The sequence below is a fragment of the Cellulosimicrobium sp. CpK407 genome (assembly GCF_051844275.1).
In the GTDB taxonomy this organism is placed as follows: Bacteria; Actinomycetota; Actinomycetes; order Actinomycetales; family Cellulomonadaceae; genus Cellulosimicrobium; species Cellulosimicrobium cellulans_G.
The window spans coordinates 1-25,811 of sequence record NZ_JBGNYC010000002.1; the positions used below are offsets into that span (position 1 = coordinate 1).

The following is a 25,811-nucleotide window of genomic DNA, read 5'->3' on the forward strand; positions in this document are numbered from 1 at the left end:
CGAGGACCACCCCGGGTGGGACCTCGGGACCGCGAGCGAGTTCCTCGTCGTCGCCGCGACGCTGCTCGACCTCAAGGCCGCGCGCCTGCTGCCCACGGGCAGCGTCGAGGACGACGAGGACCTCGCCCTCCTCGAGGCGCGCGACCTCCTGTTCGCCCGGCTCCTGCAGTACCGCGCGTACAAGGACGTCTCGGGCGTCCTCGCGGAGCGGTTCGAGAGCGCGGGTCGGCGCTTCCCGCGCGTCGTGCAGCTCGAGCCGCACCTCGCCGCGCTCCTGCCCGAGCTCGTGTGGACCATGGGGCCCGAGCAGCTCGCCGCGCTCGCGGCCCGCGCGCTCGCGCCCAAGGCGCCGCCGCCCGGCGTCTCGCTCGACCACCTGCACGCACCCGCGGTGAGCGTGCGCGAGCAGGCGGGCATCGTCGTGGACCGCGTGCGCAGCCACGGCACGACGACGTTCCGGGCCCTGGTCGCGGACGCGGGGGAGACGGCCGTCGTGGTGGCCCGCTTCCTCGCGCTGCTCGAGCTGTTCCGCCAGGCGCTCGTCGCGTTCGACCAGGTTACGCCGCTCGGCGAGCTCACCGTGCGGTGGTCGGGCGACGACGCTCCGGAGCCTGCCCTCGTCGACGTGGGCAGCGAGTTCGACGAGGGGGACGACCCCGAGCCGGTCGGCGCCCCCGCACCCACCGACCAGGAGGTCCCCGCGTGACGCAGCCCGACGGCGCCCCCGCTCTCGACGAGGTCCTCGCGCCCGCCGTGCACGACCTCCCGGGTGGCCTGCCCGCCGCCCTGGAGGCCGTGCTCATGGTCGCGGACGAGCCGATCCCGGTCGTCGAGCTCGCCGCGGCGCTCGCGGTCCCCGTCGACGAGGTGCTGAGCACGCTGCACGACCTCGCCGCCGAGTACCGCGGCGACGACGGCGCCCGGCCGCGCGGGTTCGAGCTGCGCGAGGCGGGCGGCGGCTGGCGCGTGTACTCCGCGCCCGCGCACGCGGAGGTCGTGGGCCGGTTCGTGCAGGGCGGCCAGACGGCGCGGCTCACGCAGGCGGCGTTGGAGACTCTGGCCGTGATCGCGTACCGTCAACCGGTCAGCCGCGGCCAGGTGTCGGCGGTGCGAGGGGTCAACGTGGACGGCGTGGTGCGCACTCTCGTGGCGCGCGGGCTCGTGGCCGAGGTCGGCCAGGACCCGCACACCGGCGCCGGCCTGTTCGGCACCACGGGCTACTTCCTCGAGCGCATGGGCTTCACGTCGCTCGACGAGCTGCCCCCGCTCGCGCCGCACCTGCCGGACATGGACGACCTCGAGGGCCTGGACGGGCTCGCCGACCTGCGTGGCAGCGCGCGGGCGGGCGCGGTCGCGTCCTCGTCGGGCCTCTCCGACGGCGCGGCTGACGACGGGGACGACGCACCGGCGTCGGCCCCGACGCTGCACGACGTGGCGCTCGACGCCGCGCAGGACACGACGGACGAAGGACACGCATGAGCTCGAAGGACGGGCGCCAGCCCGGTGACGGGGGGCGCGGGCGCGCTCCGCGCGACGGGGACGGCGACGCGCGGCGGGGCGGCCCGCGACGCGGCGACGCCGGACGCTCGGGCGGTGCCCCGCGAGGGGCGGGCTCCGGGTCGGCGGGCACGTCCACGGGCCGTGGCGCGAGCGCCCGCCGCGGTGGCCAGGGCGCGGGTCGCGGCGCGGCGCCGTCGCGCGGGGGACAGCAGCCCGGGCGGCAGCAGCCCGGGCGGCCGCGCCGTGGGCAGCGGCCTGCGGCGCCGCAGCGGGACGTGCACGTCGAGGACGGCGTGCGCCTGCAGAAGGTGCTCGCCTCGGCGGGGCTCGGCTCGCGCCGCGCGTGCGAGGAGCTCATCTCCCAGGGGCGGGTGGAGGTCGACGGCGTCCGCGTCACCGAGCTGGGCGTGCGGATCGACCCGGCGCGCGCCGTCGTGCACGTGGACGGGATGCGGCTCCAGCTCGACTCGTCGCGCGTGACGCTCGCCCTCAACAAGCCGCGCGGCGTCGTGTCGACCATGCACGACCCGGAGGGCCGACCCTCGATCGCGGAGCTCGTCGCGGACCGTCCCGAGCGGCTCTTCCACGTCGGGCGGCTCGACGCCGACAGCGAGGGCCTGCTCCTGCTGACGAACGACGGCGAGCTCGCGAACCACCTCGCCCACCCGTCGCACGAGGTCGCCAAGACGTACCTCGTCACGGTGCGCGGCAAGGTGCCGGGCAACGTCGCCAACAAGTTCCTGCACGGCATCGAGCTCGAGGACGGCGTCGTGCGCGCGGACGCGTACCGCGTCGTCGACCAGGTCGCGGACCAGACGATGATCGAGGTCGTGCTGCACTCGGGGCGCAACCGCGTCGTGCGGCGCATGTTCGAGGAGGTCGGCTTCCCCGTGACGCGCCTCGTGCGCACACGCATCGGACCCGTCGCGCTCGGCAACCTGCGTCCGGGGACGACGCGCGTCCTCGGCCGCACCGAGCTCGGCAGCCTCATGGCGGGCGTCGGGCTCTAGCGCCCGGACCACGCCCGTACGACCACCCGACGGACCGCCGTGAGGCGGGCCGTCCCGCGAGAAGGAGCACCACCCATGCCGGTCCGGGCGATCCGGGGCGCGACCCAGCTCGACGTGGACGAGCGCGAGCACCTCTTCGAGCGCACGCGCGAGCTCGTCCAGGAGGTGCTCGACGCGAACGCCGTCGACACCGACGCGCTGATCTCCATCCTCTTCACCTGCACGCCCGACCTCGTCGCCGACTTCCCGGCCGCCGCGGCGCGCGAGATGGGGCTCGGCGACGTGCCGCTCATGTGCGCGACGGAGATCGCCGTGCCGGGCGCGCTGCCGCGCGTCGTGCGGCTCATGGCGCACGCCGACCTCGACGTCGAGCGGTCCGCCGTCCAGCACGTGTACCTGCACGGCGCCACGTCGCTGCGCAAGGACCTGGCCCAGTGAGCGCGGGGGAGGCGGGCGCCTCGGGCATCGGGGGCACCGGGGGCGCCGCGCTGACGATCGCCGTCGACGGTCCCTCCGGGTCGGGCAAGTCGAGCGTGTCCAAGGGCGTCGCGCGCCGGCTCGGGCTCGCGTACCTCGACACCGGCGCGATGTACCGCGCCGCGACCTGGTGGTGCCTGCACCGGGGCGAGGACCTCACCGACCAGGCGGCGGTCGCGCACGCGGTGCGCGTCATGCCGCTCGTCATGGGGCTGGACCCGGCCGGGCCGACGGTGCACGTCGACGGGACCGACGTGGGCGAGGCCATCCGCTCCACGGAGATCTCGACGGCCGTGAGCGCGGTGGCGACCAACCTCGACGTCCGCGCGGAGCTGCGGCGCCTGCAGCGCGCGGTGATCGAGGCCGAGCGCACGCCGTCCGGGTTCGCCGGGGGGCGCGGGGTCGTGGCCGAGGGCCGGGACATCACGACGGTCGTCGCGCCCGACGCGGACGCGCGCGTCCTGCTCACCGCGAGCGAGGAGGCGCGCCTGGCGCGCCGCTCCCTCGACGTGCACGGGACGGCGGACGCCGCCGCGGTCGAGGCGACCAAGGACCAGGTGCTGCGTCGGGACCGGGACGACGCGACCGTCTCGCAGTTCCAGGTCGCGGCCGACGGGGTCGTGACGGTCGACTCGTCGGAGCTGGACCTGGAGCAGACGATCGACGCCGTGCTTGCCGTCGTCGAGCAGGTCACCGGGCGGGTGGTCGGCCCGCGCCAGGGCTCGTGAGCGCGGGCTCGCCCGGCGTGCGGGTGCCCTCGCCCGCGGGGCCGGCCTGGTCGCGCTGGGTCGGACGCTTCCTGGCCCGCGTGGTCTGGTCGACCCGGGTCCTGGGAGCGGAGAACGTGCCGACCGAGGGACCGGTCGTGCTCGCGGCGAACCACACGGGGGTGGTCGACGGGCCGATCGTGCTGGGGGTCGCGCCGCGCCCGCTGCACGTGCTCGTGAAGGAGGAGATGTTCGTCGGTCCGGTGGGGTGGGTCCTGCGGGCCGCGGGCCAGATCCCCGTCGACCGCAGCGGCGGCCGGCGCGCGCTGGCGACCGGGCTGGGCGTGCTGCGCGGGGGCGGGGCCGTCGGCGTGTTCCCGGAGGGCAACCGTGGGCGCGGCGACGCGACGTCCGCGCGTGCGGGCGTCGCGTGGCTCGCGCTCAACGGGGGCGCGCGCGTCGTCCCCGTCGCCGTGCTCGGCACGCGCCGCACGGGCGAGGGCGTCAACCGGATCCCGGGCCTGCGTCGCCGCCTCGTCGTCCGGTTCGGCGAGCCGTTCGCCGTCGAGCGGGCGCCCGGCGTGAGCGGCAAGCAGGCGCTCGAGGACGCGAACGAGCGCATCCGCACCGCCCTCGCGGAGCTCGTCGCGGACACCGTCGCCCGCACCGGCGTGGCGCTGCCCACGGACGACCCGAACCGGGAGCGGCGGGCGACGCCGTGACCGCGTCGCCGCAGGGGCGCCTCGACGGGCCGGCGGGGCCTACGACGGCGCACGTCGTGGGTGATCGGCCGGGCACGGGCATCCTCGTCGGCCTCGCGTCCGCGCTCGCGTTCGGCGCGAGCGGCCCGTTCGTCAAGCCGCTGCTCGAGGCCGGGTGGACGCCGGGCGCGGCCGTCTTCGCGCGGGCGCTGTGCTCGGCGCTCGTCCTCGCCCCGGTCGCGGCGGTCGCGCTGCGGGGCAGCCACCGGCTGCTGCGCGAGGAGTGGCGCCTCGTCCTCGGGTTCGGCCTCGTCGCGGTCGCCGGCACGCAGCTCTGCTACTTCGCGGCCGTCGCGCGCATGCCGGTCGGCATCGCGCTGCTCGTCGAGTACCTCGCACCCGTGCTGCTCGTGGGCCTCGCGTGGCTGCGCACGCGGCACGTCCCGCCGCGGCTCACGCTCGCGGGCTGCGTCGTCGCGGTCGCCGGGCTCGTGCTCGTCGTCGACCCCGCGGGTGCGCGCCCCGACCTCGTCGGGGTCCTCTTCGCCCTCGGCGCGGCCGTGGGCCTCGGCGCCTACTTCGTCCTCTCCGCGCGTCCCACCCGGCTGCCGGCCGTCGCGCTCGCCGCGTCGGGGCTGGGCGTCGGGGCGCTCGCACTCGGCGCCGCCGGCCTCGTCGGCGTGCTGCCCTTCGCCGCGCCGTTCGTCGACGTCGCGCTCCTCGGCGCGTCGACCCCCTGGTACGTGCCGCTCGCGGTCGTCGTCCTCGTGGCGACGGCGTTCGCCTACGTCTCCGGCGTGGCCGCGACCGTGCGCATGGGGGAGCGCCTCGCGTCGTTCGTCGGGCTGTCCGAGGTGCTGTTCGCCGTCGTCATCGCGTGGCTGCTCCTCGGCGAGGTGCCGACGCTCGTGCAGGCGGCGGGCGGAGTCCTCGTCGTCGCGGGCGTGGTGCTCGTGCGCCTCGCGGGGTCGCCCGTCGCGCGGTAGGTTCGCGCGTAGCCGGTCGTGCGGCGCGCCGCCGCGAGGCCGCGGACGCGAGCCAGCACACGGAGGGGGAGTGCCGATGACCGACGCTCCGGGCAAGCCCACGACCGTGGACGAGTACCTCGCGACGCTGGCACCGCCGGCGCGGGACGTCGTCGCCCACCTGCGCGCCGTCGTGCACGACACCGTGCCCGGCCTCGGGGAGCGCATCAGCTACGGCATCCCGACGTTCACGCTCGACGACCGCTACGTCGTCTACCTCGCGGGGTGGGCGCACCACGTCTCGCTGTACCCCGTCCCGGAGGTCGACGACGCGCTCGCGCGCCGCATCGTGCGCTACCAGGACGGCAAGGGCACGCTGCGGTTCCCGCTCGCGGAGCCCGTGCCCGACGACGTCGTGCGGGCCGTCGTCGAGCGCCTGGCCGCGCGCCGCGACGGCTCCGCGGGCTGACGCGGGCCGCTCGGAGAGGACGCGCGCGCCGCGCCGGGGCGGGCGGTTCGGAGCCCGGCCCGCGGCCTGGGAGAATGGATGCCATGACCACACCCGACCCCGCCCAGCCCGGCACGCCCGGACAGATCGACGCCGCCGGGCAGGCCGAGGAGCCCCTGGCGCCCGCGGACCTCGCGGACTCGGCGGACGACGCGGCGCGCGAGCGCGCGCTGCGCGCCGGCCTCGAGGACTACGAGCTCGAGGACACCGACCTCGTCCTCCTGGACGCGGACGGCGAGGTGATCGAGGGCTACGAGCCCGAGGCGCCGCTGCCCGTGCTCGCCGTGGTCGGCCGGCCGAACGTCGGCAAGTCGACGCTCGTCAACCGCATCATCGGGCGCCGCGAGGCCGTCGTCGAGGACAAGCCCGGCGTCACGCGCGACCGCGTCAGCTACCCCGCCGAGTGGGCGGGGCGGCGTTTCACGCTCGTCGACACCGGCGGGTGGGAGGTCGACGTCGCGGGCATCGAGTCCAAGGTCGCCGAGCAGGCGGAGGTCGCGATCTCGCTCGCCGACGCCGTGCTGTTCGTCGTGGACGCCACGGTCGGCGCCACCGCGACCGACGAGCGCGTGGTCCGCCTGCTGCGCGAGTCCGGCAAGCCGGTCGTGCTGTGCGCCAACAAGGTCGACGGACAGTCGGGCGAGGCGGACGCGGCCTACCTCTGGAGCCTCGGCCTCGGCGAGCCCTACCCCGTGTCCGCCCTCCACGGGCGCGGGACCGGGGACCTGCTCGACGCCGCGATGGCCGCGCTGCCGACCGAGTCCGCCCACGGCGAGGTGCGTCCGACCGGGCCGCGCCGCGTCGCGCTCGTCGGGCGGCCGAACGTCGGCAAGTCGTCGCTGCTCAACAAGATCGCCGGCGCCGACCGCGTCGTCGTCGACGAGACCGCGGGGACGACCCGCGACCCCGTCGACGAGCTCGTGACGATCAAGGACGTCCCGTACGTCCTCGTCGACACCGCGGGCATCCGCCGCCGCGTGCACCAGACGAAGGGGGCCGACTTCTACGCGTCGCTGCGCACGCAGGCCGCGATCGAGAAGGCGGAGCTGGCCGTCGTGCTGGTGGACGCGTCCGTCCCGCTCACCGAGCAGGACACGCGCGTCATCTCCCAGGTCGTCGACGCCGGGCGCGCCCTCGTCATCGCCTACAACAAGTGGGACCTCATGGACGAGGACCGTCGTCCCTTCCTCGAGCGCGAGATCGAGAAGGACCTGGTCCAGGTGCAGTGGGCGCCGCGCGTCAACGTCTCCGCGCGCACCGGCTGGCACACCGACCGGCTCGTCCCCGCGATCCAGCGCTCGCTCGACTCGTGGGACACGCGCATCCCGACCGGGCGCCTCAACGCGTTCCTCGGCGAGCTCGTCGCCGCCCACCCGCACCCGCTGCGCGGCGGCAAGCAGCCCCGCATCCTCTTCGCGACCCAGGCCTCCACGCGCCCGCCGCGCTTCGTCATCTTCGCGACCGGCTTCCTCGAGGCCGGGTACCGGCGCTTCATCGAGCGCCGCCTGCGCGAGACGTTCGGGTTCGAGGGCACGCCCATCGAGATCAGCGTCCGCGTGCGGGAGAAGCGCAAGCGGTGAGCGACGGCGCGGCACGCGTCCCCGCCGGGGTCACCCGGCGGAGGCGTGCGCTGCGCCTCGGCGTCGCGCGCGACACCGCCGCGACGCGCCACCTCGTGACGTTCCTCGTCGTGACCGTCGCGACCGTGCTCGTCACGCGGTTCCTGCTCGCCGCCTCCGGGTACCCGCAGGTCGGCGGGGGAGACCTGCACGTCGCGCACGTGCTCTGGGGCGGGCTCGGGATGGCGCTCGCGGTCGTCGTGCTGCTGTCGTTCGTCGGGCCCGCGCTGCGCTCGCTCGGTGCGGTCGTCGGCGGCGTCGGGTTCGGGCTGTTCGTCGACGAGATCGGCAAGTTCGTCACCGCGGACAACGACTACTTCTACCAGCCGACGGCGGCGCTGATCTATGCGACCGTCGTGGTCCTCGTGCTCGTGGTCGAGGCGCTGCACGGGCGGCGCCGCCATCATCCGGCGGAGTACCTGGCCGTCGCGACCGATCGCGCGGTCGCGGGCGTCGCGGGCGGGTTCACCGACGACGCGCGGGAGGAGGCGCGGGCGCTCGCGGCGCGGGGCCGGGGCGAGCCCGCCGCGGCGGAGGTGTCCGCGCTCGTCGAGGCGGTGCCGCGCGACGACGTCGACGTGCCCGACCCCGTGCGCGCGCTCGTCCGCCGTGCGTCCGCGTGGTTCGCGGCTGCCCTGGGGCGGCCCTGGGCGGCCGCCGTGGTCGTGGTCCTCGTGCTGGGGACCGCGCTCGGGTCGCTGCTCGCCGGCGTCCGCGTGCTCACCGGCGGGATCGACGTGCCGACGTGGGTGGGCGCGGGGATCGTCGTCGGGGTCGCGGGGACGGTCGCGTGCGTCGTGGCGGGCGTCGTCGTGGCCCGCGGCGGGAGTCCGGAGGACCACCGCGCGGGCGCGGTCTGGGTGCGCCGTGGCGTGCTCGTGTCGCTGCTGCTCACCCAGCTCCTCGTGTTCCGCGCGCTCCAGTGGGTCGGCGTCGCGGGCCTGGTCGTCGACCTGCTGGTCCTCTCCGCTCTCGGCGCCGCCCTGGGCGGCGACGACGAGCGCCGTCGGGCACGGTCCCGGACCACCCCGAGGGCCGGACGTGCTGCCGCGAGATAGCGGCGTGCCGCCGAGAGAGCGACGCCCGGCCGCTCGGGCCCCGGGTCGAGCGCCGTACATCGCTATCTCGGGGGGCGTCGGACGGCGAGCCTGCGGCCCGCCGCCCTAGGATCGGTGACCATGTCCGACCTCCCGCTCGCTCCGAGCCACGACGCCTTCCCGAACCACGTCTTCGACGCGTTCGGCGTGCCGCCGGCACTGCTCGACGAACGCATCGGCGGCTCCGTCATGGTCGTGGCCAAGCAGCCGACGGACGGGCCGCTCACGCTCCTCACCGCGGGCGTCTCCCGGCTGCCGGTCGACGCCGGGCCTCCCGTCGAGCTGGCGGTCGAGGTGCCCGAGGGCCAGGAGGGCGCCGCGCTCGTCGCCCTGCGGATCGTGTGCGACGACATCGCGGTCAACCGCCGCACCCCGCCGTTCGAGACGCCGTGGCGCAACGGGGACCCGTTCCTGACCGGGACGCAGATCTCCGCGATCATGGCGACGGGCTCGCGGTGGGGAGCCGCGCTGGACGACGTGGTCGACCCCGCGGGGAACGTGGTCGGCCACGTCCGCACGCTGCGGCTGCTCACCGACGCGGAGGCGGAGACCGCCTCGCGCGTCGGGTGGTCGGGGCTCGTCGAGGAGGCCGGGTCGATCGACGCCCTCCTCGACGTCACGCGCCCCTGACGTCACGAGGAGCGTCGGCCGGGCGCCGCCGCCGGTGGCGCAGGCGCTCGTCGGACGTGAAGCCCGCGCGCCCGTCAGCAGGCCGGCGCGGCGTGCTCGACCCGCTCGACCCGCTCGGCGCCGCCGCCTCCCGCCGTGCGCGCCGTGACCGTCACGACGCCGGCGCTCGGCGCGGTCCGCACGGCGAACGACTGGTACGCGCTCGACCCGGGCGCGACGCCGGTGAACGACCTCGACCCGTAGGCGGTCTCCACGTCGACGTCGAGCGCGACGTCGTCCGTGTTGGCGACGCGGACCGCGACGTACGGCGTCCCGGCGAGGCAGCGCAGGCGCACGTCCGTCGCGACCGACGGCCGGTCGCCGACGAGGAGGTCGAGCGGGACCGAGTCGGCGATGGCCTGCTGCCCGGCGACGTTGGCGTGGACGCCGTCGCCGGTGTCGTAGGGCGGGTAGATCGAGTCGGGGTTCGCCGGGTCCCGCAGGACCGCGTCGAAGTCGAGGACGCCGTCGCACGTGCCGCTGCAGTCGCCGCCCGCCCGCACGACGTCGTTGACGGCGCGGCGGTACTGGTTCTGCAGCGCGGTGTACCCGGGGCGCGGGGTGACGGGGGTGACGAAGACCTTGATGCCCTCGGCGCGCAGCCGCTCGAAGATCTGCTCGTAGCTGGCCAGGATCGTCGCGTCCGTGCAGCCGTTCGCCAGGTCGTTGGTGCCGTAGTAGAAGATCAGGCCGGTCACCCCGTGCAAGGCGAGCACGTCGCGCTCGAGGCGCGAGACGCCGTCGTTCCCGCCGCCCCCGCACGCGGGCGAGGAGGTCGTGCCGCTGATCCCCTCGTTGACGATCGCGACCTGCCGCGACGGCGGCAGCTCGGCCGCGACGCGCCGCGCGAGGTCGTCGGTCCAACGTCGGTCCTGGCCGAACGCGTCGCAGCCCGGCCCGCAGTTCTCGCTGCCCACGCCGTCGACGACGGAGCTCCCGTAGGCGACGATCGTGCCCGCGACGTCCGCGTCGTACACGTCGACCGCGCTGACGAAGTAGGTCCACGGCAGGTTCTCGGTGAACGACGCGCCGGAGACCTCGGCGTTGCGGTTCCCCGACCCGATCGGCGCCCCGTAGTTGTTGCGGCCCGCGCGGTCGTGCAGGCTCGTCACGGTCGGCCGGGCGAGGTAGAAGGTCACGGCGACCTCGTCGAGGTCGTCGGTGGCGATGCTCGTCGGGTCGCTCCAGACCTCCCCGCCCACGGGGATCGTGACGCTCTCGGCCCCGCCGAAGGTGAGCACGCGGTCGGTGCCCGCGACGATCGCCGGTCCTCCGGCGCTCAGGGCGAGCGACGTCTGGTCGATGACGACCGGCCCGACCCCGAACTGGTTCTGCAGCCGGATCCGCACGGCGTCCCCGCCCTGGCTCAGGCGGGTGACCATCCGCATCGACTGGTTCGCGAAGTTCTTGGTGGAGACGCGCTGCTGGGACTGGGCCCAGCTCGTGAACCAGCCGGCGTCGTCGGGCGCGGGCACGTCGGTGGCGGACGCCGTCCCGAGGCCGGTCAGGAGGAGCCCGACGGTGGTCAGGGCGGCGAGCAGCGTGCGCAGCCTGCGCCGCAGAGGACGCGCGGTGCGGGTAGCTGGGGTGTGAGCGAGTGGCATCCGGGCGTCCCTCGGCGTTGAGGTTGATAGCGGTGTCAGGAGGAACCTAGCACTCTTCGACCGGTCCGACGCGAGGGCGGCGGCCGGACCCGCGAGGGGACCGGCCGCCGTCGGGCAGGAGGGCAGTACCCGGGCTCAGCCGAGCGGACCGTAGAGCGCCGGCGACGTGCGCGCGTGCGTCGCCTGCTCGAGCGCGAACGCCAGGCCGAGGAGCGGGCCCTCCTCGAAGTCGCGGCCCAGGAGCTCGAGGTTGACGCCGCCGCCCGTGACGGTCGCGTCGGCCTCGGTCGCCTGTCCGATGGGCACCGTCACGGCGGGAAGGCCCGTGTTGGGGCTGAGCCGCAGGTTGGTGCCGATGGTCCCGTACGGGTTCGCGCTGGGGTAGACGAGCGCGTCGAGGTCGGCGTCGTCGAGCATGGCGGTGACGAGCTGCTTGCCCTCGGCGAGGACCTTCGTGTGCGTGCCCGCGGGCCCGGCCCACGCCTGGTACGTCTCCGGGGTGACGGCGTCGCGCGACACGTAGGTGCTGCGCCGCGACGGGACGTACCGCCCGGACTCGACGATGCCCGCCAGCGACCGCGCCGTGACGTCGGGCGAGAGGTGGTGCGCGACGTACTCCTCCAGGTCGTGCTTGAACTCGTTCGTCGAGCCCGAGCCCTCGCTGAGCACGCTCGCGAACCCGTTCGGGAGGACCGGCGACCAGGTCGTGGGCGGCGTCACCTCGACGACGGTGGCGCCGAGCGACTCCAGCGTGGCTCGCGTCTGCGCCCAGAGGCGCAGGGTCGTGGCGTTGCTCCCCAGCATGGACGGGACGTACCCGATGCGGGCGCCGTCGAGCGCGTCCGCGTCCAGGTACTGCGTGTACGAGGCGGGGACCGCTCCCTCCTGGCGCGAGGTCACGGGGTCCGCCGGGTCGACGCCCACGACCGCGTCGAGCGCGACGGCCGCGTCGAGGACGCTGCGCGCCATGGGGCCGCCCGTGTCCTGGCTCAGTGCGAGCGGGATGATGCCGTCGCGGCTCGCGAGCCCGACCGTCGGCCGCACGCCCACGAGCTGGTTGTACGACGACGGCACCCGGATCGAGCCGCCCGTGTCCGTGCCGAACCCGATCCCGGCGAGGTTGGCGGCGATCGCCGCGCCCGTGCCGCCGCTCGACCCGCCGGCCGTGCGGCTCGTGACGTACGGGCTCGCGACGAGCGTGCTCGTCCCCGCGTCCTGGTACGAGGAGAACTCGGACACGAAGCCGAACGCGAACTCGTCGAGGCTCGCCTTGGCCAGGACGACGGCCCCGTCGGCGCGCAGCCCGTCGACCATCGTCGCGTCGGTCGCGGTCCGGTTGCCGTCCCAGCAGCCGCAGCCGCCCGTCGTCGGCATGTCCTTCGTGTCGTAGTTGTCCTTGAGCGCGACGGGCACGCCGAGCAGCAGGCTCGTCATGCCGTCCGCGGCGCGGGCCGCGTCCGCGCGCGCGGCGGCCTCGAGCGCCACGTCGCTCGTCGTGATGATCGAGTGCAGGGGCCGCCCGCCCGCGCCCGTGTCGACGAGCGTCGCGTCGTAGGCCGCGATGCGGTCCAGGTACTCCTGGGTGATCGCGACGGACGACGTGACCCCCGCGTTCATCGCGGCCTGCATGTCGAGCACCGAGGCCTCGACGAGCTCGAACGGCCCGTCGTCGTAGATCATCCGCTGGGACACGGCGGCGAGGTCCGCGACGGTGATCGTGCCGTCACGGTCCGTGTCGGCGGCTGCGGCGTCGGCCCACGCGGCGTCGTCGGTCGTCGCGCCGAGCGCCGCGGCGACGACGGCGAGGTCGTCCGAGGTGACCTGGTCGTCGCCCGTGAGGTCGAGCTCCGTCCAGTACGGGGCGAGGAGCGGGGTCGCGGCGGGAGCCGCGGTCGCGACGGGAGCCGCGGCGACGGCGAGCACGAGCCCTGTCGCCGTGAGCGCGGCGAGCCCGCCCGCCGCGGCGCGTCGGTGGATGGTGGGCACGGGCTGCTCCTTCGAGGTGTGACGGACCCGGGGCGCGGGCGCGGCGGTCGGGCGGGTGCTCGTCAGGTCGGGGGTCGTCTCGAGAGTCATCGCGAGGCCACCGCCCGACGGCGTGCCCAGAGGATCCCGACGCCCGCCGCGACGGCGAGCAGGGCTGCCCCCACGAACCACGCGACGCTCGCGCCCGTCGAGGCGAGCGAGCCCGATCCGACCGAGGTCGACGGCGAGTCGGACGCGCCGTCGGCCCCGGGAGCCGCCGAGCCGTCACCGGTCGGAGACGGAGAGGTCGTGCCGTCCGTCGGGTCGTCCGTGGGCGGTGTCGTCACGACGGTCGTGACGGTCGTCGAGGCGGCCGCGGCGTCCGTCAGCGACGCCGTCGTGGCGTCGGCGCCGACGAGGGTGGCCTTGGGGACGGCGAACCGGGCGTCCCCGTCGGCCACGGCGGTGAACGTGAGCGTCGCGAGCGTGACGTCGCCCGCGAGTCCGGGGGACGTGCCGAGCCGCGTGTGCGTGACGGAGACGGTCCCGGCCGCGTCGTCGACGACGTCGGAGAACCCGCCGTCGGGCGTGACCGCGGAGTCCTCGACGAGCTCGACGAGGTCCGGGTCGTAGGAGACCGCCAGGTCGTACGCGTAGAGGTCGACGGCACCGGCCGCAGCGACGGTCACCGTGATCGGGGCGCCGACCTCGACGCTCGACGGTGCGTCGAGGGTCACGTCGGAGACCGACGGCGCGGCGTGAGCCGGGGCGGTGAGAGCGGTCGCGGCGACCGCCAGGCCGCCGACGAGCGCGGCGCGCCGGCCGAGCCGTCGGCGTGAAGGGGAGCGGGTCATGGGGGAGCTGGTCCTTCCTCGGCGCGCGCCGGACTGCGCGCACGACCGCGGTGGTGGTGGAGCCCCCTGCCGGGACCGATGCTCACAAGTCGCTGTTACCCGGGAGTTTCGCGGCGGTTAGCGCGAGCGACGAGGGGAGTCTCGGTCCGGTCACGGACCGTGCGCAGCAACCCGACCTGCGGTGCAGGTCGTCGGGCGTCAGCCGAGGGCCGGGGGCGCGTCCTCGCGCACCTCGGGATCGGGGATCCGTCGCATGCGCAGCGCGGCGACCACGCCGAGCAGTCCCGCGACGAGCGGCACGAGGAGCGCGACCTGGAGCGCGCGGGCCCGGACGTCGTCGTTGATGCGCAGGATCTCGTCCTGCACCTCGGGCGGCTCGTCGGCGAGCAGCTCGACGAGCTGGGCGTCGCTCATGATCTCGGCGTCGTCCTCGAGCACCGCGGCGACCTGCTGCTTGTCGTCCGGGGGCAGGACGGTGCTCGACTCGGCCTGTGCCGTGAACCCGGCGGCGAGCGACGCGAGCATCACCGCACCGGCGACGGCGAGACCGAGCGAGAGCCCGAACGACCCCGCCGCCGAGCTGACGCCCGCGGCCTCGCTCGCGCGCTCCTCGGGGACGGGGGAGAGCGTGTACGCGTTGAGCTGCGACACGAGCAGCCCGAGCCCGGCGCCTGCGACGACGAGGGGCAGCGCCAGCCACCAGCCCGACGTCGCGCGCGGCACCACGAGGACGGCCGCCGCGATCCCGAGGACGAGCAGCGCGAACCCGGCCAGCACGCGCGTGGCCGGGCGGCGTCGGCCGGGACGCTTGCCCGCGACGAGCGCGGCGGCGAACATCGTCAGCGACAGCGGGGCGAGCGAGAGGCCCGCCAGGAGCGCGTCGTAGCCGAGCGCCATCTGGAGGAAGATCGGCAGCGCGATCATCGCGCCACCGAGCGCGACCTGTTGCAAGAGCTGCTGGGAGACGCCGACGCGGAACGCGGAGGAGCGGAACAGGCCCGGGTCGACGAGCGTCGTCCGCCCCGCCCGCGCGCGCCGCACGAGCCAGGCCGCCAGCCCCACGAGGCCCGCGGCACCGACGACCACGAACGCCCCGACCGCCTCGCCGCCCTCCTGCCAGACGAGGACGCCGAGGACGATGCCGCCCATCCCGACGACCGACAGGACGGTCCCCACGACGTCGACCGTGCGGTCCCCGGTGTACGGGACGTCGCGCACCAGCCGCACCCCCAGGAGCACCACCACGATGACCACGGCCTCGAGACCGAAGGCCACGCGCCACGACAGGGTCGTCGTGATGACGCCGCCCAGCAGCGGCCCGACGGCCGCCGCGATCGACGCCGCGGCCCCCACGAGCGCGTAGGCGGACTTGCGCGCGGCGCCGTCGAAGTTCCCGTGCACGAGCGACTGCATGGCCGGGAGCAGCAGCGCGGCGCCCAGGCCGCCGACGACCGACCAGAAGACCACGACGGCCACGAGGCTCTGGGCCATGGTCATCGCGACGGCGCCCGCCCCGTACGCGAGCAGCCCGACGACGTACGCGCGGCGGCGCCCGACGAGGTCGCCGACCTTGCTGCCCACGAGGATGAACGACGCGGAGACGAGCGCCTCGAGCGCGATCGCCGTCTGCACCCCGCTCACGGTCGTGTCCAGGTCGCGGACCACGGCCGAGATCGACACGTTCATGAACGACGTGTCGACGACCAGGACGAACATCGCCGCGGCGAGGAGCAGCGCGAGACGCCGGGCGGCCGCGGTCGGCCGGCCGGCGGTGTTCTCGGTGCTCTGCTCCACGTCGACCCCCGTCCGCCGTCCATGCTCACCGGCCGCGCCCGGCGCACGCCTCACCCGCCGCGGGTGCTCCCGCTGCCCGGGCGCCGCGGCGTCCGCTCTGCCACCATCGGCCTATGGCTGCTGACGGGTGGCGCTCGCGCCACGTCGAGGTGGAGGGGCACGACGTGTTCGTGCGGATCGGTCCGGACGTGCCGGGCGCCGTCCCGATCGTCCACGTGCACGGGTTCGCCGTCTCGGGCACGTACCTGCTCCCGACCGCGGAGCGCCTCGCGCACCGGGCGACCGCCGTCGTGCCGGACCTGCCCGGCTACGGGCGCAGCGAGCGCTGGGGTCACACCCTCGGGATCCCGTCGCTCGCGTGGGCGCTGCTCTCGCTGCTCGACGCGCTCGAGCTCGAGCGGGTGATCCTCGTCGGCAACTCCATGGGCGGCCCGATCAGCCTGGAGGTCGCGCACTCCGCACCGGAGCGCGTCGCGGGGATCGTCCTCGCCTCGCCCGCCGGCGGCGTGCACAACCAGCCGTTCGCCCGCGCGCTCACCCAGCTCGCCCGGGACGCCGGCCGGGAGAGCCCGCGGATGGCGCGCATCGCCGTGCCCGACTACGCGCGCTTCGGTGCCGTCAACGCGCTGCACCTGTTCTCCGAGCTCGTCCGGTTCCCGTCGCTCGAACGCGTGATCCGCGTCCCGGTCCCCACCCTCGCGGTGATCGGCACGCGCGACCCGCTCATGCCGCCGCCTCGGCGCGTGCACGAGGTCGGCACGCTCGCGCCCCCGCACGTGACGATCGTGGCGATCGACGGCGCCGCCCACGCCATGAACTTCAGCCACCCCGGCGAGCTCGCCCACGTCGTCGAGAGCTGGCTCGACGGCCGTGAGATCACCGACGACCCCGACCAGCCGGGGGTCTCCCGCGTGCTCCAGATCGCCCAGGGCTCCGGCCCCGTGGTCTGACGGGAGCGTCTCGGGCGGCTGCGGACGCGGCGACCACCTGGGCGCACACGCGCGCCCGGCGCGGACGAGCCGCGCGGGCGGTGGTCGTCGGCCGAGGGAGCGGAGTCGCGGACCGGAAGGGCGAGCCGGCACGGGCCGATGAGTTCCGGTCGCCCGCCGGGTCGTTGCGGGTGACCTCGCCGGGCGGCCTGCGCCGACCGGCACCGACATCCGTGGAGGACACCATGACGACCACGACCAGCGGCCCCACCGTCTCCCTGCCCGGCCGACCACCCGTCGTCGACCTCGCCACCTGGCAGACCGCCCGGGACGAGCTCCTGGTCCGGGAGAAGGCGCACACCCGTGAGGGCGACGCCATCGCGGCGGCACGCCGGCGGCTCCCCATGGTGGAGATCGACGGCGCGGTGGAGGTCGTCGGCCCGGACGGGGCGGTCCCGTTCGTCGACCTGTTCCAGGGACGCGACGAGCTCGTGGTCTACCAGCACATGTGGCACGATGGCACCCCGCACCAGGGACAGTGCGAGGGGTGCACGTGGACGGCGTGGGCCCTGCGGGACGCCGTCTACCTCAACGCGCGCGGCGTCTCGTTCGCGATCCTCACCGTCGGCCGCTGGGAGGAGGTCGAGCCGTACGTCGAGTTCATGGGCTACACGCAGCCGTGGTACTCGGTGCGCGGGCTGGACGAGCCGGTCGGCGGCGAGATGGGCTACGTGAGCTGCTTCCTGCGCGACGGCGACCGCGTGTTCCTCACGTACCGCACGACGGGTCGCGGCAACGAGCCGACCAGCCCGCACTTCGCTCTCCTCGACATGACGCCCTACGGGCGCAGGGAGTCGTGGGAGGACACCCCCGACGGCTGGCCCGAGGGCGAGGGCGCGTGCTGGTACTGGCGCGCGGACGCCGACGGCGTCGCGGGCTGGGGCCCGACCACGCGCCCCGTGCCCCAGTGGACCCGTCCCAGTGCGACGCCGGAGGCCACGCTCGGCCGGAGCGGGCACCACCACTGAGGCGCGCAAGGGCGTGCTCGGCGGCGCTGGATCCCTCGTCCTGGAGCATCACGTGAAGGTTGGTGCGCGGGTGTGGCGAGCGCCACGGGCGTGCGGTGCGACTTCGGTCGATGTCGCGCACCAGATAGATGCATCATGTATCTATGCCTCGAACGACCAGCGGTTCTGCTACCGAGCAGGCCTATCGGCACGTGAAGTCCCTCGTCCTCGACGGGAGCCTGCCCGGCGGGTCCATGACGAGCGAGGGCGAGATCGCCGAGCAGCTCGGCGTGAGCCGGACGCCCGTGCGCGAGGCGTTCCTGCGGCTGGAGACGGAGGGGCTGCTGCGCCTCTACCCGAAGCGGGGCGCGCTCGTCGTCCCGGTCGCGCCCGGGGAGGCGGACGACGTCCTCGACGCGCGCCTGCTCGTCGAGACGCACGCGGCGCAGAACGTCGTCCGGCTCCCCGACACCGAGCTCGCCACGCTCGTCGCGCTGCTGCGCGACCTCGTCACCGCGCAGGAGGCGGCGGTCGCCGACGGCGACGTCGCCGAGTACGCGACGCTCGACGCGCGCTTCCACCAGGAGATCGTCGCCGCGGGCGGCAACGCGCTCCTCACGACGTTCTCCGTGAGCCTGCGCGAGCGCCAGCAGCGCATGGTCGCGCACAGCGTCCGGTGGGACCCGCGTCGCGCCGCGACCTTCGTCGCCGGGCACCGCGCCCTCGTCGACGCGCTCGAGGTGCGCGACACCCGCACCTACAAGCGCCGCATCCAGCGCCACCTCGAGGACGCGAGGGCCGGTCTGTGAGCGCAGCGACCTCCGTGCCTGGGTCTGAGCGGGCCGAGAACGAGACCGCCCCGTCCGGGCACGGGGTGGGGACCGTCGTCGGGCCGCGGGCCTGGGTGGCGGTCGCCGCCGTCATGTTCGCCGTCGCCTGGGGCGGCAACGAGTTCACGCCGCTGCTCGTCATGTACCGGGAGGTGGGGCACTTCTCGGCCGTGACGGTCGACGCGCTGCTCGCCGCCTACGTGCTGGGCATCATCCCGGCGCTCCTGCTCGGGGGACCGCTGTCCGACCGGTACGGGCGCCGGCCCCTGCTGCTGCCCGCGGCGCCGATCGCGCTCGTCGGGTCGCTCGTGCTCGCTGCGGGGGAGTCCTCCGCGGCGCTGCTCGCCACCGGCCGCGTGCTGTGCGGCGTCGCGCTCGGGCTCGTCATGGCGGTCGGGACCACGTGGGTCAAGGAGCTCACCGACGCGGCGGCGGTCGCGTCCGGGGTGCCCGACGGCGGGTCCGGAGCCCGGCGCGCCGGCCTCGCCCTCACGCTGGGGTTCCTCGTCGGCGCCGGCGTCGCGGCGGTGCTCGCCCAGTGGGCGCCCTGGCCCACGCACACGGCCTACCTGCTGCACGCCGTGCTCGCCGTCGCCTCCGGCGTGTGGGTGCTCGGCGTGCCGGAGACGCGGGCAGCGCCCGACGGTGCGTCCCGGGGCCGGCTGCGGGACGACCTGCGCGTACCGGCCGTCGCGCACCGGCGGTTCCTGCGCGTCGTCGTGCCCGTGGCGCCCTGGGTGTTCGGGTGCGCGGGCAGCGCCTACGCCGTGCTGCCCGGGCTCGTGTCCGCGAGCGCGGGGAGCGCGCCCATCGCGTTCTCCGGCCTCATGACCGTGCTCGGCCTCGGCTGCGGCGTCGGGATCCAGGTGCTCGGGCGCCTCATCGACACCCGCCACAGCGCGCGGTCGTCCGTCGTCGCGATGTCGATCGTCGTCGTCGGCATGGGCTTCGGCGCCTACGCCGCGGCCCGGCTCGACCTCCCGACGGCGCTCGTCGCCGCCGCCGTGCTCGGCGCCGGGTACGGGCTCGCGCTCGTCGCCGGGCTCAGCGAGGTCCAGCGCATCGCGACACCCGACGACCTCGCCGGCCTCACGGCGGTCTACTACTCGATCACCTACGTCGGGTTCTGCGTGCCCGTGGCGCTCGCGGCGCTGTCCGTGCGGTGGACGTACACGCAGATGTTCCTCGGCGGACTGGTCATCGCCGCCGTCTGCCTGGCGATCGTCGCCAGCGCGTGGCGCGCCCACCTGCCGACGGGGGAGCGGGACGTCACCCCGGGTGCTGCCGACGAGACCGACCGCACAGCCCCGACCGGGGCAAACGGTGCGCTGGCGGCGTCGCGGATGGGGTAGAGTATCCGAGGCTTCACGGGGTCCGGTCGATGTGTAAGTGTCGCGCTGGACGGCCCAGTGATCCAGCCACGGGCTGTGGCGCAGCTTGGTAGCGCACCTGACTGGGGGTCAGGGGGTCGCAGGTTCAAATCCTGTCAGCCCGACATCGAGAGGGATCGGCTTCGGCCGGTCCCTCTCCGTGTTTGCGCACCGTCGCGCATCCCCTCCAGTCGTGAGAGATTCGCATCCGTGGCGTCAACGAGGGGCAAGGCCGTGACGGGTTGGACGAGCACGACGCACGACTGGTCGGCGTCGGTCGACCACGAGCACCTCGGAGACGTGCGGCGTCGCGCGCACGAGCTGGCACCGGGCGGTGTGGAGCACCTGGTGCTGGAGGTGCTGGCGTATGCCGCGGAGGAGGCCGAGGACCGTGGCGGGGGCTCCGCCGTCGTGACCCTGCACGCCTCGGGTGCCACCGTCGCGGACGACGGTCGTGGCACCGCGACGCTGTCGGACGACGCGGGCAGGTTCGTCAAGAAGCCGGTGATGGCGACGCGGGACCTGCGGTTCTTCGACGCGACGCAGCCGCCGGTGCTTCCGGACGGGCGTGCGCGACGCGGGATGTCCGTCGTGAGCGCGCTGAGTGTTGAACTGGCGCACACCAACCGCCGGCTGAACGGTTCGTGGACCCAGCGCTACGCGCGGGGCGTCCCGGTCACGGACCTGGTCCCGGTCGCCGACGACGGAACGACGGGGACGACGGTGCGCTTCGCGGTCGACCCCGCGCTGGGACTGGCGACGCACGTCGACGTCGAGCGGCTGCGCGAGCGCGTCACGGCGTTCGCGTCGCAGGGTCTGTCGGTCCGCGTGATCGGCTGACGCGCTCGGCCGCGCTCAGGAATCCGCTGCCGAACCCTTGACTCTGCCCCGAACTTCGGGTGGAGTCGGTCCTGTAACTCGTACAGCGGTGTTCGACTACGGAGGGCGACATGCCCGGAGAACCCACTCAGCAGCAGAACCGGCGCGCCGACGCGCGCCGGAACGTCGAGGCGATCCTCGACGCGGCGGCCGTGTGCCTGAGCCGTGACCCCGACGCAAGCGTCGCCGAGATCGCACGGTCCGCGGGAGTCGGCAGGGTCACGCTCTACGGCCACTTCGCGAACCGGGCGGTGCTCGTCGACGCGGTCGTGGCGCGCGCGATCGAGGAGGGTGACGCGGCGCTCGACGCCGTCGACCTGACCGGCGACCCGCGCGACGCACTGGTGCGCCTCGTCCGGCAGAGCTGGCTGACGATCGTGCAGGTCGGCTCGCTCCTGACCGCGGCGACGGAGGCGCTCGGGCCTGAGCGGGTGCTCGCGCTGCACGCGCGGCCGGCGTCCCGGGTCGAGCGGCTCGTCGCGCGGGGTCGTGTAGAGGGGGTGTTCCGGTCCGACCTGTCGGCGTCCTGGTTGGTCGGCACCCTGCACCGGGTGATGCACGGCGCCGCGGAGGAGATCGACGCGGGCCGGCTCGCGCCCGACGACGCGGCGACGACCATCACCGCGACGGTCCTCGCCGCGTTCACCCCGCCCGGCACGCCGGTGCCCGCGGTTCCGGACGAGGTGGCGCGATGACCGCCGCGGACCGTACCCCCGCGCGCACCGCGGGGCGCGCTCTCGCCCGGCCCGCCGCGTGGTGGCCCGTCGTCACGGGTGCGCTCTTCGGCGGCGCGCTCGCCGTGGCCGCATGGGTCGGTTTCTCCGACACCGCGCAGTCCTCGCTCGTCCTGACCGCCGCCGCGTTCGTCTACCTCGGCGCGGCCGCGCTCGGTCGCCGCGACGCCGCGTGGCCGTTGTTCGGGCTCACGTTCGTGCTCATCGGTGTCGGCTTCGCGCTCCCCGGCTTCGACCCGTTCTGGGCGATGCTCGGCGTCGTCGTCGTGCTGGCGGTCTACGGCCTCGCGCGCGGGGCGGCCCGCCCGGCGTGGGGGCTGCCGTTGCAGGCCGCGGCGATGGCCGTCGTCGTGGGCGTCGCGGTCGCCGTCGCCCTCCTCGGTCAGCCGTGGGCCGGGCTGCTCGTCGGCGCGGGGCTCCTCGCCCATGCGGCATGGGACGTGCACCACCTGCGCGCGGGCCGCGTCGTCTCCGCGTCCCTCGCGGCGTTCTGCTGCGCGCTCGACGCCGTCCTCGGGGCGGCGGTCGTCGTGCTCGCCCTCGCCGCCTGAGGCCGGGACGCCGCCCGCGCCGTCCGCACGGGTCGGCGGTCCCGCCTACGCTCAGGGCATGCCGACCGTCCTCCTCGTCCGTCATGGCCGCACCACCGCGAACGCCGGGGGGATCCTCGCCGGGCGGTCTGCCGGGGTCCGGCTGGACGCGGTCGGTCGCGACCAGGCGGCCCGCACGGCCGAGCGCGTCGCGGGAGTGCCGCTCGCGCGCGTCGTGACGAGCCCGCTGGAGCGGTGCCGGCAGACGGCGCAGGCCCTGCTCGACCGCCAGGTGGCCACGCCGGAGTCCGTCACCGAGCAGGGCATCACCGAGTGCGACTACGGCCAGTGGCAGGGTCGCGCGCTGAAGGACCTGGCCACGGAGCCGCTGTGGTCCGTCGTGCAGACGCAGCCGTCGGCGGCCGTGTTCCCGGGCGGGGAGTCGCTCGCGGCGATGCAGGCGCGAGGCGTCGAGGCCGTCCGCCGGCACGACGCCGAGGTCGCCGCGCGTCACGGGGCGGACGCGGTGTGGGCCGCGGTGTCGCACGGGGACGTCATCAAGTCCGTGCTCGCCGACGCGCTCGGGACGCACCTGGACCTGTTCCAGCGGATCGTCGTCGGGCCGGCGTCGATCTCGATCGTCCGGTACGGGCCGCACCGCCCGGAGGTGGTGGCCGTGAACACCGACTCCGGCGACCTCTCGTGGCTCGCCACGGCGGCGCCGGTCGGCGACGCGCCGGTCGGGGGCGGCGCGGGCCCGGCACAGCACGACGGCGCGAGCGAGCCGCAGCCGTCCTGACATCCGACCCGCGGCCACCCGGCGGGTCGCGCGCGGGCGCTCGTAGAGTGGGGTCATGCCCACTCTCGTCCACGAGCACGACTGGCCCGACCGCGTCGTCGTGGGAACCGTCGGGATGCCCGGCTCCCGCACCTTCTACCTCCAGGCCCGGACGGGCACCCGCACGACGAGCGTCGCCCTGGAGAAGGAGCAGTCCGCGGTCCTCGCGGACACCATCCAGCGCCTGCTCGACGAGCTGATGGAGGCGCCCGACAACCGGTACAGCGTCCCCGTCGACGTGGCGGCCGAGCTCGTCGACGACGACCCGCTGGACCTCCCCGTCGAGGAGGAGTTCCGCACCGGGTCGATGCGGCTGAGCTGGGACCCCCGGACGGCGCAGGTCGTCGTCGAGGCGTTCCCGCTCGTCGACGACGACGAGCTCGATCCCGACGCGGACGAGCCCGAGCCCGCCGAGTCGTTCCTCATCCGCATGCCCGTCGGGACGGCGCGCGCCTTCGCCCAGCGCACGCGCGCCGTCGTGCAGGCCGGGCGACCGGCGTGCCCGCGCTGCGGTCGGCCCGTCGACCCGGACGGGCACGAGTGCGCGCTGCCCGACGAGGCGTGACGTCCCCGCACGACGGCGTCGACACGACGCCGTTCGACGCGATGCCGCCCGACACGACGCCGCTCGACACCGCGCCGCTCGAGGTCGTCGGACGCATCCGTGCCGCGTCGAACGCGACCTTCCTCGCCCGGGTCGGCGAGGTCTCGGTCGTGTACAAGCCGGTGGCGGGGGAGAAGCCGCTGTGGGACTTCCCGGACGGCACCCTCGCGGCCCGGGAGGTGGCCGCGTACCTCGTCTCGGAGTCGCTCGGCTGGGGGATCGTGCCGCGTACGTGGCTGCGCGACGGCCCGCTGGGTCCGGGCATGGTCCAGCTCTGGCAGGAGGTCGACGCGACGCAGTCGCCGGTCGACGTCGTCCCGACGGGCGACGTCCCGCCGGACGGCGTGCGGACGGTGCTCGAGGGCGTCGACGAGGAGGACCGCCCGGTGAGCGTGGTCCACGAGGACACACCCGCGCTGCGGCGCATGGCCGTGTTCGACGCGGTCGTGAACAACGCGGACCGCAAGGGCGGGCACGTGCTGCCGCTGCCCGACGGGCGGCGCCTCGGCGTCGACCACGGCGTCACCTTCCACGTCGAGCCCAAGCTGCGGACGGTGCTCTGGGGCTGGCTCGGCGAGCGCCTCGACGCCGACGAGCTCGCGGGCGTGGAGCGCGTGCGCGCGAGCCTCGGCACGGGCGGCGGCGCCGACCCCGACGGTGCTCTCGGCCGCCGGCTCGCGGAGCTCCTCGCGCCCGACGAGGTGACCGCGCTCGCCGAGCGCTGCGACCGCCTGCTCGGGGCGGCACGGTTCCCGGCGCCGTCGGGCGGCATGCCCGCCGTCCCGTGGCCGCTCTTCTGACCTCCCGATCGCACGCGCCCGACGTCCCGCGGCTCAGCGGCCGTGCGGGTCCGAGGCGTTGAGCACGCGCACGACCTCGTCGTAGTCGCCGCGGGCCTCTCCGTACCGGAGGAACTTCACGCGCTCCACGAGGATCTCGTGCGCGTCGGGCTGCGTGCGCAGCAGCTCGACGACCTCGGTGACGAACTCGTCGAGCGGCATGGCGAACGCGCTCTCGCGCTGGCCGGGCATGAGGTCGGTCGCCACCGACGGGGGGACGAGCTCGACGACGTCGACGCTCGTGTCCGCGAGCTGGAGCCGCAGCGCCTCGCTGAGCATGTGGATCGCGGCCTTGGACGCGTCGTACGTCGGGGTGACCGCGAGCGGGGCGAACGCCAGCCCGGACGACACGGTGACGATGGTCGCGCGCGGCCGGGTCTGCAGGTGCTCGACGAACGCGCCGACGAGTCGGATCGGCCCGAGCACGTTCGTCGTGACGATCTCCTCGGCGGTGTCGAGGAACCCCTCGGGGTGGTGCCAGTCCTCGGCGCGCATGATGCCCGCCATGGCGACGAGCGTGTCGAGGTCGGGGTGGCGCTCGAGCACCTCCTTCGCGGCGGAGGCGATGCTCTCCGGGTCGGTCGTGTCGACGCGCACGGTGTCGATGCCGGGGTGCTCGGCCGCGATCTGCTCCAGCAGCGCGGTGCGGCGGCCGCCGACGACGACGGTGCTGCCCTGCTCGTGGAGCGCGACGGCGAGCGCCAGGCCGATGCCGCTCGTCGCGCCGGGGATGAAGACGGTGCTGTTCGTGAGGTCCATGCCTCGATCCTGGGCGCGCGGCGACGCGCGCGGCAGAGTCCGGTGAACGGGGGACCGGCGATCCCTGGCACGCGCGCCGCGCGCCCCGGACGATGGGACGCATGGACCGCGCCGCGCTCGCCGACTTCCTCCGCCGCCACCGGGAGGCTCTGCAGCCGGGGGACGTCGGCCTCCCGCCGGGGCTGCGCCGTCGGGCACCGGGGCTGCGCCGCGAGGAGGTCGCGCAGCTCGCGCTCATGTCGACGGACTACTACACGCGCCTGGAGCAGCAGCGCGGCCCGCAGCCCAGCACCCAGATGCTCGCGTCGATCGCGCGGGCGCTGCGCCTGTCCGACGACGAGCGCGACTACCTCTTCCGGGTCGGCGGGCACGGGGTCCCCGACCGGGCGACCGACCCCGGCCACGTGGCGCCCGCGCTGCAGCGCGTGCTCGACCGGCTGGGCGACACCCCGGCGCTGATCCTGAACCCCCTCGGCGAGACGCTCGCGCAGAACGACCTGGCCCGTGCGCTGTACGGCGACGCGACGGCGTACACGGGGTGGGACCGCAGCGAGATCTACCGGTGGTTCGCTCACCCGGAGACGGCGCGCACGATCTATCCCGAGGACGACAGGGAACGCCAGGGGCGCGCGCTCGTGGCGAGCCTGCGCTCGGCGGTCGCGGTGCTCGGCCGGGACTCGCGTGCCGGGCGGCTGGTGCGCGAGCTGCGGCGCACGAGCCCCGAGTTCGCCGAGCTCTGGGAGCGGCAGGAGGTCGCGCGACGCTTCGTCGACCACAAGGTCCTCGTGCACCCGGTCGTGGGGGAGATCGAGGTCGACTGCCAGGCGCTGCTGACGGAGGACCAGCAGCAGGTGCTGCTCGTGCTGACGGCGGCACCGGGCACGGAGGCGGAGGACAGGATCCGCCTGCTCGCGGTCGTGGGGACGCAGGGCCTGGCCGTCGAGGGTCGCGCCCGCTGACGCGTCGACCAGGACGGACGCGCGCGTCGGCGACTCGGCGGCGTCCTGGGGAGCGGATCGCAC

At 75.3% G+C, this 25,811-nt stretch carries 26 protein-coding genes, 1 tRNA gene and 1 pseudogene; 23 read left to right on the forward strand and 5 right to left on the reverse strand.

Going from position 1 to position 25,811, the window contains the following annotated elements; all coding sequences use genetic code 11:
* The 11 genes and pseudogenes from ABWU78_RS01070 to ABWU78_RS01120 all read left to right on the forward strand — a co-directional run.
* A partial coding sequence (locus ABWU78_RS01070) for a segregation and condensation protein A (protein ID WP_439157296.1) occupies positions 1-706 on the forward strand: 706 nt, incomplete at its 5' end.
* Positions 703-1,311 (forward strand): annotated as a pseudogene (gene scpB / locus ABWU78_RS01075) (SMC-Scp complex subunit ScpB); the annotation flags it as partial. The gene ABWU78_RS01070 and the pseudogene scpB, both read left to right, overlap by 4 nt.
* Positions 1,312-1,475: 164 nt before the next feature.
* Positions 1,476-2,510, forward strand: coding sequence for a pseudouridine synthase (locus ABWU78_RS01080; protein WP_439157297.1), 1,035 nt, complete (start codon positions 1,476-1,478; stop codon positions 2,508-2,510).
* 75 nt (positions 2,511-2,585) lie between these two features.
* The gene (gene aroH, locus ABWU78_RS01085; RefSeq protein ID WP_087472142.1) at positions 2,586-2,948 is read left to right on the forward strand and encodes a chorismate mutase; all 363 of its coding nucleotides are present in this window, start codon (positions 2,586-2,588) and stop codon (positions 2,946-2,948) included.
* The gene (cmk, locus tag ABWU78_RS01090) at positions 2,945-3,715 is read left to right on the forward strand and encodes a (d)CMP kinase (RefSeq protein ID WP_439157298.1); all 771 of its coding nucleotides are present in this window, start codon (positions 2,945-2,947) and stop codon (positions 3,713-3,715) included. Before aroH ends, cmk begins: the two co-directional genes overlap by 4 nt.
* Positions 3,712-4,416, forward strand: a complete 705-nt coding sequence (locus ABWU78_RS01095) for a lysophospholipid acyltransferase family protein (protein ID WP_439157299.1) — start codon at positions 3,712-3,714, stop codon at positions 4,414-4,416. The genes cmk and ABWU78_RS01095 overlap by 4 nt, the downstream gene beginning before the upstream one ends.
* Positions 4,417-4,472: 56 nt before the next feature.
* The gene (locus ABWU78_RS01100) at positions 4,473-5,381 is read left to right on the forward strand and encodes an EamA family transporter (RefSeq protein WP_439157300.1); all 909 of its coding nucleotides are present in this window, start codon (positions 4,473-4,475) and stop codon (positions 5,379-5,381) included.
* Between the two features lie 76 nt (positions 5,382-5,457).
* Positions 5,458-5,829, forward strand: coding sequence for an iron chaperone (locus ABWU78_RS01105; protein WP_439157301.1), 372 nt, complete (start codon positions 5,458-5,460; stop codon positions 5,827-5,829).
* Between the two features lie 83 nt (positions 5,830-5,912).
* Positions 5,913-7,448 carry a ribosome biogenesis GTPase Der gene (gene der / locus ABWU78_RS01110; RefSeq protein WP_353709220.1) on the forward strand — a complete coding sequence of 512 codons (1,536 nt, stop codon included), beginning with the start codon at positions 5,913-5,915 and terminating at the stop codon, positions 7,446-7,448.
* Positions 7,445-8,545, forward strand: coding sequence for a hypothetical protein (locus ABWU78_RS01115; RefSeq protein WP_439157302.1), 1,101 nt, complete (start codon positions 7,445-7,447; stop codon positions 8,543-8,545). The genes der and ABWU78_RS01115 overlap by 4 nt, the downstream gene beginning before the upstream one ends.
* 120 nt (positions 8,546-8,665) lie before the next feature.
* On the forward strand, positions 8,666-9,214 hold the full coding sequence (locus ABWU78_RS01120) for a hypothetical protein (RefSeq protein ID WP_439157303.1): 549 nt from the start codon (positions 8,666-8,668) through the stop codon (positions 9,212-9,214).
* Between the two features lie 74 nt (positions 9,215-9,288).
* On the opposite strand, the gene ABWU78_RS01125 is transcribed toward ABWU78_RS01120, so the two are convergent.
* The 4 genes from ABWU78_RS01125 to ABWU78_RS01140 form a co-directional block, all read right to left on the reverse strand.
* Positions 9,289-10,857 (reverse strand): GDSL-type esterase/lipase family protein, encoded by a 1,569-nt coding sequence (locus ABWU78_RS01125; RefSeq protein WP_439157304.1) that lies wholly within the window; start codon positions 10,855-10,857, stop codon positions 9,289-9,291.
* Positions 10,858-10,992: 135 nt separating this feature from the next.
* A complete protein-coding gene (locus tag ABWU78_RS01130; RefSeq protein WP_439157305.1) occupies positions 10,993-12,843 on the reverse strand; it encodes an amidase family protein in 1,851 nt (616 codons plus the stop codon).
* A gap of 86 nt (positions 12,844-12,929) precedes the next feature.
* Positions 12,930-13,676 (reverse strand): cohesin domain-containing protein, encoded by a 747-nt coding sequence (locus ABWU78_RS01135; protein WP_439157306.1) that lies wholly within the window; start codon positions 13,674-13,676, stop codon positions 12,930-12,932.
* Between the two features lie 198 nt (positions 13,677-13,874).
* Positions 13,875-15,392 carry an MFS transporter gene (locus tag ABWU78_RS01140; RefSeq protein WP_439157413.1) on the reverse strand — a complete coding sequence of 506 codons (1,518 nt, stop codon included), beginning with the start codon at positions 15,390-15,392 and terminating at the stop codon, positions 13,875-13,877.
* A gap of 191 nt (positions 15,393-15,583) precedes the next feature.
* Between ABWU78_RS01140 and ABWU78_RS01145 the strand changes: the two genes are divergently transcribed.
* The 11 genes from ABWU78_RS01145 (at position 15,584) to ABWU78_RS01195 (ending at position 23,991) form a co-directional block, all read left to right on the forward strand.
* Positions 15,584-16,420 carry an alpha/beta fold hydrolase gene (locus ABWU78_RS01145; protein WP_253049619.1) on the forward strand — a complete coding sequence of 279 codons (837 nt, stop codon included), beginning with the start codon at positions 15,584-15,586 and terminating at the stop codon, positions 16,418-16,420.
* Between the two features lie 224 nt (positions 16,421-16,644).
* A complete protein-coding gene (locus tag ABWU78_RS01150) occupies positions 16,645-17,427 on the forward strand; it encodes a DUF899 family protein (RefSeq protein WP_439157307.1) in 783 nt (260 codons plus the stop codon).
* 143 nt (positions 17,428-17,570) lie between these two features.
* Positions 17,571-18,215 carry a GntR family transcriptional regulator gene (locus ABWU78_RS01155; protein WP_290444584.1) on the forward strand — a complete coding sequence of 215 codons (645 nt, stop codon included), beginning with the start codon at positions 17,571-17,573 and terminating at the stop codon, positions 18,213-18,215.
* Positions 18,216-18,229: 14 nt separating this feature from the next.
* A complete protein-coding gene (locus tag ABWU78_RS01160) occupies positions 18,230-19,588 on the forward strand; it encodes an MFS transporter (protein WP_439157308.1) in 1,359 nt (452 codons plus the stop codon).
* Positions 19,589-19,657: 69 nt separating this feature from the next.
* Positions 19,658-19,731: transfer RNA gene (locus ABWU78_RS01165), tRNA-Pro, on the forward strand.
* Positions 19,732-19,816: 85 nt separating this feature from the next.
* On the forward strand, positions 19,817-20,446 hold the full coding sequence (locus ABWU78_RS01170; RefSeq protein WP_439157309.1) for an ATP-binding protein: 630 nt from the start codon (positions 19,817-19,819) through the stop codon (positions 20,444-20,446).
* A 110-nt stretch (positions 20,447-20,556) separates the two neighbouring features.
* On the forward strand, positions 20,557-21,180 hold the full coding sequence (locus ABWU78_RS01175; RefSeq protein ID WP_439157310.1) for a TetR/AcrR family transcriptional regulator: 624 nt from the start codon (positions 20,557-20,559) through the stop codon (positions 21,178-21,180).
* Positions 21,177-21,770, forward strand: a complete 594-nt coding sequence (locus tag ABWU78_RS01180) for a hypothetical protein (protein ID WP_439157311.1) — start codon at positions 21,177-21,179, stop codon at positions 21,768-21,770. Before ABWU78_RS01175 ends, ABWU78_RS01180 begins: the two co-directional genes overlap by 4 nt.
* 58 nt (positions 21,771-21,828) lie before the next feature.
* On the forward strand, positions 21,829-22,548 hold the full coding sequence (locus ABWU78_RS01185; protein ID WP_439157312.1) for a histidine phosphatase family protein: 720 nt from the start codon (positions 21,829-21,831) through the stop codon (positions 22,546-22,548).
* A 55-nt stretch (positions 22,549-22,603) separates the two neighbouring features.
* Entirely contained in the window at positions 22,604-23,152 is a 549-nt protein-coding gene (locus tag ABWU78_RS01190) for a DUF3090 domain-containing protein (protein ID WP_439157313.1), read from the forward strand.
* A 41-nt stretch (positions 23,153-23,193) separates the two neighbouring features.
* A complete protein-coding gene (locus ABWU78_RS01195; RefSeq protein ID WP_439157414.1) occupies positions 23,194-23,991 on the forward strand; it encodes an SCO1664 family protein in 798 nt (265 codons plus the stop codon).
* 33 nt (positions 23,992-24,024) lie between these two features.
* Here ABWU78_RS01195 and ABWU78_RS01200 read toward each other — a convergent pair whose 3' ends face one another.
* Entirely contained in the window at positions 24,025-24,789 is a 765-nt protein-coding gene (locus tag ABWU78_RS01200; RefSeq protein WP_439157314.1) for an SDR family oxidoreductase, read from the reverse strand.
* A gap of 101 nt (positions 24,790-24,890) precedes the next feature.
* Here ABWU78_RS01200 and ABWU78_RS01205 point away from each other — a divergent pair, with 101 nt between their 5' ends.
* A complete protein-coding gene (locus ABWU78_RS01205; RefSeq protein WP_439157315.1) occupies positions 24,891-25,748 on the forward strand; it encodes a helix-turn-helix transcriptional regulator in 858 nt (285 codons plus the stop codon).
* Positions 25,749-25,811 lie beyond the last annotated feature (63 nt).

Bases quoted from the DNA above. Each gene is read 5' to 3' on its own strand.
- ABWU78_RS01080 (WP_439157297.1), top strand. From the start codon at position 1,476: ATGAGCTCGAAGGACGGGCGCCAGCCCGGTGACGGGGGGCGCGGGCGC.
- aroH (WP_087472142.1), top strand. From the start codon at position 2,586: ATGCCGGTCCGGGCGATCCGGGGCGCGACCCAGCTCGACGTGGACGAG.
- ABWU78_RS01105 (WP_439157301.1), top strand. From the start codon at position 5,458: ATGACCGACGCTCCGGGCAAGCCCACGACCGTGGACGAGTACCTCGCG.
- der (WP_353709220.1), top strand. From the start codon at position 5,913: ATGACCACACCCGACCCCGCCCAGCCCGGCACGCCCGGACAGATCGAC.
- ABWU78_RS01120 (WP_439157303.1), top strand. From the start codon at position 8,666: ATGTCCGACCTCCCGCTCGCTCCGAGCCACGACGCCTTCCCGAACCAC.
- ABWU78_RS01125 (WP_439157304.1), bottom strand. From the start codon at position 10,857: ATGCCACTCGCTCACACCCCAGCTACCCGCACCGCGCGTCCTCTGCGG.
- ABWU78_RS01135 (WP_439157306.1), bottom strand. From the start codon at position 13,676: ATGACCCGCTCCCCTTCACGCCGACGGCTCGGCCGGCGCGCCGCGCTC.
- ABWU78_RS01140 (WP_439157413.1), bottom strand. From the start codon at position 15,392: ATGTTCGTCCTGGTCGTCGACACGTCGTTCATGAACGTGTCGATCTCG.
- ABWU78_RS01145 (WP_253049619.1), top strand. From the start codon at position 15,584: ATGGCTGCTGACGGGTGGCGCTCGCGCCACGTCGAGGTGGAGGGGCAC.
- ABWU78_RS01150 (WP_439157307.1), top strand. From the start codon at position 16,645: ATGACGACCACGACCAGCGGCCCCACCGTCTCCCTGCCCGGCCGACCA.
- ABWU78_RS01155 (WP_290444584.1), top strand. From the start codon at position 17,571: ATGCCTCGAACGACCAGCGGTTCTGCTACCGAGCAGGCCTATCGGCAC.
- ABWU78_RS01175 (WP_439157310.1), top strand. From the start codon at position 20,557: ATGCCCGGAGAACCCACTCAGCAGCAGAACCGGCGCGCCGACGCGCGC.
- ABWU78_RS01180 (WP_439157311.1), top strand. From the start codon at position 21,177: ATGACCGCCGCGGACCGTACCCCCGCGCGCACCGCGGGGCGCGCTCTC.
- ABWU78_RS01185 (WP_439157312.1), top strand. From the start codon at position 21,829: ATGCCGACCGTCCTCCTCGTCCGTCATGGCCGCACCACCGCGAACGCC.
- ABWU78_RS01190 (WP_439157313.1), top strand. From the start codon at position 22,604: ATGCCCACTCTCGTCCACGAGCACGACTGGCCCGACCGCGTCGTCGTG.
- ABWU78_RS01195 (WP_439157414.1), top strand. From the start codon at position 23,194: ATGCCGCCCGACACGACGCCGCTCGACACCGCGCCGCTCGAGGTCGTC.
- ABWU78_RS01200 (WP_439157314.1), bottom strand. From the start codon at position 24,789: ATGGACCTCACGAACAGCACCGTCTTCATCCCCGGCGCGACGAGCGGC.
- ABWU78_RS01205 (WP_439157315.1), top strand. From the start codon at position 24,891: ATGGACCGCGCCGCGCTCGCCGACTTCCTCCGCCGCCACCGGGAGGCT.